Source organism: Flavobacteriales bacterium (assembly GCA_019694795.1).
Classification (GTDB): domain Bacteria; phylum Bacteroidota; class Bacteroidia; order Flavobacteriales_D; family UBA2798; genus UBA2798.
In genome coordinates this window covers 48,450-57,938 of the sequence record JAIBBF010000017.1, presented here as the reverse complement: position 1 = coordinate 57,938, position 9,489 = coordinate 48,450, and the positions used below count along the sequence as shown (strand labels likewise).

Below are 9,489 nucleotides of genomic sequence, written 5' to 3'. Positions count from 1 at the left end.
TGGTCAGTGTTTTACTTTCTGGCAATTATTTTGCTTAATTCACTGCTCTGATGGTAAACTGAATGGTTTAACCCCTTATGAGGCAAATGTCAGTTTCAGGGTGGAGGAAGGAATATTCTATGTGGAAATTCAGCAAGCAAATGAAACTATATTATTGAATGTAGCTGATTCGTAAGAGGCTTTAGAGTTACAAGCATATTCAAAGAACTTTTTTTGAAGGAAAAAAATAGAAAAAAACGAGATTCAAATAGATGCTTTTTTAGAAAGCACCAATAAATATTAGTATTTTTCTTATGGATTTAAAAAGGATAAAAATCACCATTTGTCAACGTAATTTTTCAGATGTAATTTTTGTTAAGTTTGTTTAATGAAGTTAGAACGTTACAATATCCACGCCTCTGAGGCTATGATTGAATTTGAATTTATCAGTTCTGGAATCAAAGGGGATATTGTAAAAGTTGTTCAGTATAGCCCAACTGGTATTCTAAATACTTATAATCTGGCATTTGGCGATAAAGCCCCTGAAACTGGTGAAATTTCTGATTCGGTGGTTACCGATAACGGGGATAGCCAGAAAGTCCTGGCAACAGTTGCCGAAACTACGTTGATGTTTTTGAAAAAGCACCCAAAAGCTCAAGTGTTCGCAATTGGACTGAGCGCATCCCGTACCAGGCTTTATCAGAGAGGGATTGCCAATAATCTGGAGGAAATCAACGAAATGCTTGATGTTAAAGGGGTTTGCAAACGGCCATTGGGAGCCATTTGAAAAGGGTGTTAACTATGAGGCGTTTATGGTGAACAAAAGGCGATAATTTTCGTATATTTGTACAAGCAATGAAAAAGTCAACAAAACATACTACCAAAAGTTCTTCCAAAAAAAAAGGAAATAGCAAGAAGCAACAGCCTAATGTTACTATTGACAAAAGCTTGAATGCTTTGAGTAATAAAATTCTTTTCCCAAAGAAACTGGAGAAAGCCAATAGGTTTTTAGCCAAACATGGCGCACCCGCATAAGTTTTATTAACGAATTTGGATTGAGGTGTTCTCGGTCGGCAAGAGTTTCTTTAGGGAAACTTTTTGTTTTTATGTTGGTTCTGTTTGTTCATCTCAACCAGTGAAACTCTTTGATCTGTTCTTTTTGTTCCTCTGATTGTTCCTCTGATAATTCCTCTGTATTTTTCTTCTGAATCGTTCGGTTGCACTCAGCCATAATACACAAAAAAATATGCAATATGATGAGATGGGGATGATATTACAACAGAAGATGATTACCGGTATTTATGTAAACAAAGAACTTTAAACTTTACCCCCGGTGAAAAATACATGTATTCTAACTCAAATTATGTATTGTTAGCACTAATCATCGAACGAATCACAAATACCCCATTTCACCAATGGATGAGAGAGCAAATTTTTCTACCCTTAAATTTAAATGACACTTACGTGGATGAAACGAATCAAAATTTCCTCCCGAAAATTGCTACACCCTATAATGAGATTGGCAAATATAAATTTGCAGTCGCGGAAAATACCAGTAAGGACATCGGCGCTTCAAACATCTATACTACAGCAAACGATTTAAGCAGATGGATGGGATATTTTCTACATCCGAAAAAAGGATGGGAACAGGAATTTGATTTAATGCTAACGCGAGATACGCTAAACAATGGAGAAAAAAACCATTATGCCTTTGGTGTATTTGTTGAAGAATTGTTGGGCAATAAACGCATACAACATTCAGGAGGTGAAGCCTTCCATTATTTATCTAAATTCTAAAATAGAGTTTCTTTTAATTTGTTGATGTTATCCTGTTTTGGTGAGTAAAGCTTTTGTTCATTCGTTGAATTAATTTTTAATTAGAAATGAATCACCAAAATGATGCCTAAGTGGATAGAGCAGAATAGAACAGTCAAATGGTCAAGAGGCACTGCCAAAGTGGGTAGGAGCAGAAGAAAAAAGGGCAGTCACAAATCCAATTCCGGAAAAATGTGTGCAAATTGTGTGCAAATGAAAAAAGGAGCACTTTCGCACTCCTTTTAACTTATTGATTTTCAGTGGGAGTTGACGGATTCGAACCGCCGACCCTCTGCTTGTAAGGCAGATGCTCTGAACCAGCTGAGCTAAACTCCCATTTATTATTTCAATGCTCTCAGGAACCAGTCCCTTATGGGATCCTGACCGTAAGCGTCAGGACTGAGCTAAACTCCCATTTATTATTTCAATGCTCTCAGGAACCAGTCCCTTATGGGATCCTGACCGTAAGCGTCAGGACTGAGCTAAACTCCCATTTTATTTTTCAATATTTCAATGCTCTCAGGAACCAGTCCCTTATGGGATCCTGACCGTAAGCGTCAGGACTGAGCTAAACTCCCATTTATTATTTCAATGCTCTCAGGAACCAGTCCCTTATGGGATCCTGACCGTAAGCGTCAGGACTGAGCTAAACTCCCATTTATTATTTCAATGCTCTCGGGAACCAGTCCCTTATGGGATCCTGACCGTAAGCGTCAGGACTGAGCTAAACTCCCATTTTATTTTTCAATATTTCAATTGCCCAATAGAGACTAAACTCCCTGAATTGGGAGTGCAAATATAATGGCTTTGGAGATATCTCCAAATTTTGGAATTAAAAAAGCGTGAAAAAAAGTGAAAAATGTAGGTTTTTCAAGGGAAAAAACGGGGGGATTTGTTAAGTTTACAGGGCATGAAACGATTTCAGAGACTGTATCTCAATCTGGTAAATCGCCGGAAGGATTATATCGGTAATCGGGCTTTTATGGTTTTGCTGGCCATACAGGTCGGATTTCTTGCAGCGCTGGCGGCGGTGTTTTTAAAGTATGTCATCCACTTTATCGAAACGGATGGCATCGATTTCTTGCCGCAAATCATGTATTTCTTTTTTCCTACCATTGGTATTCTCATTGTGGTGAGTTTGTACGGACGTGTTTTTAAATCGGCAGCGGGCTTTCATGGCATTGGCGGAGTGCTCGATTCCATTCGCAAGCATTCTTCCATTTTGCATTATACGCTCATGTACGCGCAAATGATAACCGGTGCAATTACCATCGGTCTGGGAGGCAGTAGCGGTTTGGAGTCGCCCACCGTGGTGACGGGATCCGCTATTGGTTCTAACTCGGCGCGTTTTTTCAGATTGAATTATAAATTCAGAACCCTTTTTATCGGATGCGGTACGGCAGCTACCATTTCGGCCATATTTAATGCACCCATTGCCGGGGTGATTTTTGCCACCGAGGTGATCTTACCGCAATTTTCTGCAACCATTTTTATTCCCATTCTCATTTCAGCAGCTACGGGAGCATTTTTTTCCGAACTCTTCCTGGGCGATCATGTTCTCTTCCGCATCGAAGGCGCAGTTCCCTTTACCTTGCCGGAATTTCCATTGCTCATTGTCATGGGTATCTTTTGCGGATTCCTTTCGCTCTATTACACCAAAATTTTTGCACTCTCTAAATTCATGCTGCAGCAAATTTCCAATAAGTGGAAACGTGCAGTGGTGGGTGGATTAATTCTTGGTACGGTGGTATACATGTTGCCGGTTTTATTCGGAGAAGGATATGTGGGCATCACACAAATCATCTCGGGCGATTTTCATAAAATCTGGCAGCAATCTTTTTTCGGTGTGCTCAATGATAGTCCCGTTTCCATGATGCTGGTATTTGGTGCATTGCTTTTATTAAAACCATTAGCGGCCAGTGTTACGGTTCACTCCGGTGGAGAAGGCGGACAATTTGCTCCTTCGTTTGTAACGGGTGGTTTCGCCGGATTCTTTTTCTTTTTATTAGCACGTCAGGTTTTACCGCATTCCGAAATTTTGCATCCCACCAATTATATTTTATTAGGCATGGGGGCCGTGCTGGCCGGTGTAATGCATTCTCCGCTTACGGGAATTTTCCTTGTTGCGGAAGTCACCGAGAGTTACGATTTGTTGGTGGGATTAATGATGGTCACGGCTATTTCATTCTTCACCAAAATATATTTCGACCGCGTTCCCATTCACTTCAAAGGATCTAAATCGGCAGCGGAAATTGAAACCACCAAACACGAATTCATTTCGCTGAACAATTTAAAAGTTTCCGATATCATCGATCGTTCCATTGTGCGTATTGCTCCCGAAACACCTGTCACCACGGTGATGGAGATGCTCACCAGAGACGAAGTAAAAGTAATGGCCGTTTGCGATCAGGAGCGAAAATTAATCGGACTCCTTTCCGATCATCAGTTGCGGAAATTAGGTCGGCATTCCGAAAACTGGATGCAATTGCAGGCGAAAGACATCATGGTGATTCCTGCTACCTGGATCGATTTTCGCGATCAGATGGATTTGGTGGTGTATAAATTCGATACCTACAATGTCGATTATTTACCTGTGCTCAATAAAGGAACACTCATTGGTTTCGTATCACGCATGAGCGTGCTGGCCTCCTTCCGCGAGTCCTTAAAAACAAGCACCGATTTACTCGGCGATTAATATCAGTTAAAGGTTTTCCGGTCCCACTCCGCATTGCTGAAATGGCGGTGAAAGGTGAAAAATCCCATAATGGAAAATCCGATCAGTAAAATTAATACGTGAATGAAATAACCCATTCGGTGAAATCCCCAATAGCCGAACATGGAAGTATCTGTCATTGGCGAACTGGGTACAATCCATCCGGTTGGTGTAATCAATGCTACTATTCCGGCCATTATCACCAGGGTGATGAGCATGTTTTCCATCGAGCGCAAAGGCAGCGATACCATTCGGCGATGCCATTTCATATCGGTGCCCCATTTGTGAATGAGATAATATCTTCCGTCGGAAGTGGGAGCAAACAACATCGGATCGGCATCTGCATCGGGAAGATCGAACAAACGGCGCGGTGCTAAAATTTTATAATCATCAGGTAACAGTCCGCTGGCTTGTTCCAGTTTTCGTGTTTCAATGATGGCTTCATAGGGAATATCGCCTTTAAAAAACGAAGTGGGTAAAAAACGCATGCGATAGCGAATGCAAATATTTCTGATTTCCGATAAAGTAAAAATGCGATTCGGATCGAGTGTTGCTGCATCGGGTAAATCTGCCGTGCCGCGTTGGGTGAAAAATCGTTTTGCTATGCGCAAATCCTGCTCACGCGCTTCCTGCAGGATGCGTCCCGTTTCCGTTAACAGCGATTGCTGAATGTATGCGCGTTCTTTCTCCAGTTCCTGCTGTATATCTACATTCCCAAACATAATTCCGGTTTTTGATGATCAAAACTACAAAAGTGAAAAACAGTTTCCTTGTGCTTTTTTCTCTTTTTTTTGCTTGAACCTTGTAACATTTCAACTGTACTGATTGTTCAAAACATGTAAATCCTTCGTATGAAAAACTATTTCCTCAGCTCCGTACTCTTGTTATTTGTCTTCAACGCCCTGGGGGCCAATGAGGAAAAAGTGTTAAAATCGAAAATCGAGAAAGTCACCGTGTACATCAACGGTGCCGAAATTCAGCAGAGCGCTTCGGTTTCGCTGGCCGAGGGTTCCAATGTGCTGGTGGTAAAAAATGTTTCTTCGAAGGTTTCCAAAGAAAGCATCCGTGCTCAATTTGGTAATGGCGTAAAAGTGTTGTCGCTCCATTTCGAGCAGGATAAAATTACCAAGGGCAAACAGGATTCTGTGCGACTCGTCCGCATCTCGGATACGCTCATGCTGGTGGATAAAGAAAAACGCCGGCTCAATGCGTCCATTGCTGCACTCGAAGCGGAAAAAGCGACCATCACCGCCAATTCTAATTTGTTGAGCGGACAAAACAATGTCACCGTTGCCGAACTCAGCAAACTCTCGGAACTCTACCGTACGCGCATGAATGAAGTGTACAAACAAATTTGGATGTCGAACGAATCGCTGGCCGATTTGAATCGGTTGATTGGAAAATACAATGAGGAAATACAAAAAATCCGCAATGTGGTGAAGGTGGAATATTTTTATCAGATACGCATAACGGTGCATTCACCCGGACCTGTAAGCACCAACATGAATTTAAAATACCTCGTAGGCGGCGCTGCATGGGTTCCGCAATACGATATTCACAGTGATGGCGTAGATAAAGGCATTCGTCTCGACTACAACGCCAATGTGATGAACCAAAGCGGGGAGGACTGGAACAATGTGAAAATAGTATTGAGTACTTCCGATCCTTTACAAAATCAGGATTTACCGGATCTGGCGCCATGGTATTTGAATTATGGAAGTAACAATCAGAATTCGCAGCGTCAGTTAAGCAAAGAAGAAGCACAAGCCCGCAATGGCGATGTAAAAATTCTCGACAACGTAGCCTATCGCGAAATTGTAGTTTCCAATGTGGCGGTCGATTTTCCCATTGATGGTTCATATACTATTCCGAGCGACAGCAAACTGTATCGTCTCGATGTAAACAGCAATCAACTGGATGCTACGTTTAAATATAAAGCAGTGCCTAAAATCGATAACAGTGCTTATTTAGTAGCGCAGTTAACCGGTTGGGAAAAACTGAATTTAATTCAGGGTCCGAGCAATGTTTATTTCCGCGGTACCTTCATTGGTAAATCCTACATCGATCCCAACACCTACGGCGATACCTTGAACCTCTCGATGGGTCGCGATAATAAAGTGGTGGTGAACCGCATTAAAGTGGAGGATAAGGATGCACAAAAAGTAATTGGCTCCAATAAAAAAGAAACCTACACTTATAAAATCAGCATGAAAAATTCCAATTCAACACCCATTCATGTTGAATTAAACGATCAGCTTCCCGTGTCGCAAAATTCTGAAATCACCGTGGAGGTGCACGAAATTTCCAATGCCATTACGGAAGATTATACCGGAAAACTCACATGGAATGTGGACCTCAAAGCGGGCGAGAGCAAGGAGTTTCTGATTTCGTTTACGGTGAAATATCCGAAGGGAAAAAATGTGAAAGTGAATAAAGCGGATAAAAACATGTACCGCACTATTTCCAGTCCGAGTTTCTGATCAGAAGGTATCGAACCAGTTTCTTCTGCGCATTAATTTCAGATCCTGCAGCATCGACGATTTTACGTTGATCTGTATCATGTAGCTTTTGCGGTATCCGAAGGGAATCCAGTTAAAACGCATTTCCCAGCAATGTAAATCGCGGAAGATGTTGATTTCGGTATAGGTGAAATCTTTACTGGTAAAATCGTAACCGGAATTAAATCCTACTTTCCAGTTTTCGGTCAATAACAAATCGCCGCGGAAAATAAGCGATTGCGTAATGTCCGATGAATCGCCGCCTTCGTAAAAATAGCGGTCCTTGCGAATGTTGTAATTGATGCTCAAGGTCCAGGGCAAAGTGAAATCCACATACGCATCGCTGTTGCGTGTAATTTCATTGCGGTCTTCTTCGCTCATCTTTTCCATGCTGTGCCGCTCTTTTTTATTCTTGCTTTTGAGCGACCACGACAAGGCAAGATTTTGATTCATGAAATTTCCGATTTGTCCTTTTGCCCAGGCCAGATCATTCACGCGTTTTCCGTTGTTGTAGTTGTAAGGATCCAGTGTTCCCGAATACACCACACCCAAATTGCGCCAGATGGTGGTTCTTCCGCTCAGTGAAATCATGGAGAAATTCAAGGAGTCGGCAAACATATTGTACGATCCGTTCAAGGTGAAATTTTCAATGAGCACCACCTTCTTATATCCGGTCACCGTATCACTGGCCGATTTGTATTTCATCTCCAGATTATTCATTAGGCTCAATGCAATCAATCCCGCTTCTCCAACGGGGGGCTGACCATAAATTCCGATATCGAAGGGCGAATAGGAGGAGTAACTGGCATTGCTTCCGAAATAACCGTATTCCTTCGTGCTAAAATCGGGATGATAAGAAAAGTTAATGGCCGGTGTAATGACGTGGCGGATTTTCAATTGTTTTTTTCCTTTAAAGGCATACATCCCAAACAGCTTGGTGGTAAGCGATGCAGAAAAACTATAATCACCTGCACGGCGAAATCCGTTGATGGTATCGGTAACCGTAGTCTGCGAAATATTATCCCACGATTTAGAAATGCTTTGCAAATACCAACGCTCGGTAAAACTGGCGGCGGGATTAAAACTGAATTTTTGTTTAAACACTTTAAACGAAGTGGAAATACTTCCCGAATGTTTCATGCCATTGCGCATGCGTTTAGTAATTTCTTCGGGCCGGTCGAGCGATAATAAACTGTCGGCAATGGTAACATCGTTTTTCAGATTGGTAGAGTAAATCATACCAATGTTCTCGTACCATTTTTTTGTACTGCTGCCTTCTTTACGCAAACCGGCTAAGGGATAAAAACGATTCACGTTCATGGTCAGTTCCGGCAAGGTAAGATTCACAATTCCCGTAAGTGAATTCTGATTATGGCGCAAGTTAGCGGCAAGGTTAATGGGTTTATTCGGAATGAGGTAGGACCAGCTGATGTTCGACTGAAAGGTATTGCTGAGATAATCCTGCGCGTAAGTGTTAAAGTTGTTCTGGAAATTATTTCGTGTTCCTGCATTTACATTGGCACTAAAGCGACGATAAGGATGTGCTTTCGGATCCTGATTGTGTTGCCAGCGGATAAAAAATTCTTTGCTCTCGGAATAATCCGGAAATTCCGGATCGCTACGTTTCAGATTGGTGTAGGATAAATTCAGCAATCCGTTGTTGTGGTAACGCGAATTGTAACGCAAAATACTTTTTCCTCCCCAGCTGCCGCGCGAATAGATATCGCCCAGAATCTGCAAATCGGCTTTTCCTTTTTTTCCGAGTGGCGTGTAGTATCCGCCATTGAGCAAATAAAATCCCAGCGTGGGCGATTGTCCGTATTGCGGAATAATGATGCCTTTCGATTCCCGTTTTTTATTCGGAAAAAATCCGAATGGCAATGCCAGTGGAGTGGGGATGTCGGCCACCACCAGGTTCACCGGACCCGAAACAATTTTGTCGTCGGGAATTATGATCGCCTTGCTCAGGTTAAAATAATAATGCGGATGGTCCAGTTCGCAGGTCGTATATTTTCCGTGCTCCAGATGGATTTCATCATTGCTTTGTTTTTTCGATACGCCCATGTGGATGTATCCTTCACCCTGTTGGGTGCGCACCTCGCGAATAACGCCGCGTTTGGTTTCGAAATTATATCGGATTTCTCCCGCAGTGAGTTCTTGTCCCTTATCACTAAAGGTGGGCTGACCAATCACATTCCCCAGGCTGTCGGTAGTTCCCCTCGCAAGCACGAGGTTGTCCTTAAAACTGAATTCCATGTAATCGGCTTTGAGGGAGGTGGACTCAAAGAAAACCTGCGCATTGCCGTAGAGATACACTTTTTGTTCCGCCATATCGAAACGCATCGAATCGCGGGCGCTGTATTTTACTTCCGATTTAATGGGCGATTTTGGAATAGCCACCGTATCTGCCGGTTGGGCCAGGAGGGGTGTAACCAATAGCCCTGCAATTGCGTTTATCAACACACGAACGGGGAAAAATACTAA

At 42.3% G+C, this 9,489-nt stretch carries 6 protein-coding genes and 1 tRNA gene; 4 read left to right on the top strand and 3 right to left on the bottom strand.

All coding sequences use genetic code 11. The features are described 5' to 3' along the window. Window positions 1-367 precede the first annotated feature (367 nt). The gene (locus tag K1X56_07475; GenBank protein MBX7094541.1) at window positions 368-766 is read left to right on the top strand and encodes a hypothetical protein; all 399 of its coding nucleotides are present in this window, start codon (window positions 368-370) and stop codon (window positions 764-766) included. 557 nt (window positions 767-1,323) lie between these two features. Further along, complete coding sequence (locus K1X56_07470) at window positions 1,324-1,776, top strand: beta-lactamase family protein (protein MBX7094540.1); 453 nt, start codon at window positions 1,324-1,326, stop codon at window positions 1,774-1,776. A gap of 279 nt (window positions 1,777-2,055) precedes the next feature. On the opposite strand, the gene K1X56_07465 is transcribed toward K1X56_07470, so the two are convergent. Next, window positions 2,056-2,130, bottom strand: a tRNA-Val gene (locus tag K1X56_07465). Between the two features lie 574 nt (window positions 2,131-2,704). Here K1X56_07465 and K1X56_07460 point away from each other — a divergent pair. Next, window positions 2,705-4,489, top strand: a complete 1,785-nt coding sequence (locus K1X56_07460) for a chloride channel protein (protein ID MBX7094539.1) — start codon at window positions 2,705-2,707, stop codon at window positions 4,487-4,489. Between the two features lie 2 nt (window positions 4,490-4,491). On the opposite strand, the gene K1X56_07455 is transcribed toward K1X56_07460, so the two are convergent. Next, window positions 4,492-5,229: a hypothetical protein gene (locus tag K1X56_07455; protein ID MBX7094538.1), complete on the bottom strand. Its 738-nt coding sequence runs from the start codon at window positions 5,227-5,229 to the stop codon at window positions 4,492-4,494. A gap of 129 nt (window positions 5,230-5,358) precedes the next feature. Between K1X56_07455 and K1X56_07450 the strand changes: the two genes are divergently transcribed. Next, a complete protein-coding gene (locus K1X56_07450) occupies window positions 5,359-6,987 on the top strand; it encodes a DUF4139 domain-containing protein (protein ID MBX7094537.1) in 1,629 nt (542 codons plus the stop codon). Here K1X56_07450 and K1X56_07445 read toward each other — a convergent pair whose 3' ends face one another. Further along, on the bottom strand, window positions 6,988-9,441 hold the full coding sequence (locus K1X56_07445) for a hypothetical protein (protein MBX7094536.1): 2,454 nt from the start codon (window positions 9,439-9,441) through the stop codon (window positions 6,988-6,990). Window positions 9,442-9,489: the final 48 nt, after the last annotated feature.

Coding starts and splice junctions, on each gene's coding strand:
- K1X56_07460 (MBX7094539.1), top strand. CDS start 2,705: ATGAAACGATTTCAGAGACTGTATCTCAATCTGGTAAATCGCCGGAAG.
- K1X56_07475 (MBX7094541.1), top strand. CDS start 368: ATGAAGTTAGAACGTTACAATATCCACGCCTCTGAGGCTATGATTGAA.
- K1X56_07470 (MBX7094540.1), top strand. CDS start 1,324: ATGTATTCTAACTCAAATTATGTATTGTTAGCACTAATCATCGAACGA.
- K1X56_07455 (MBX7094538.1), bottom strand. CDS start 5,229: ATGTTTGGGAATGTAGATATACAGCAGGAACTGGAGAAAGAACGCGCA.
- K1X56_07450 (MBX7094537.1), top strand. CDS start 5,359: ATGAAAAACTATTTCCTCAGCTCCGTACTCTTGTTATTTGTCTTCAAC.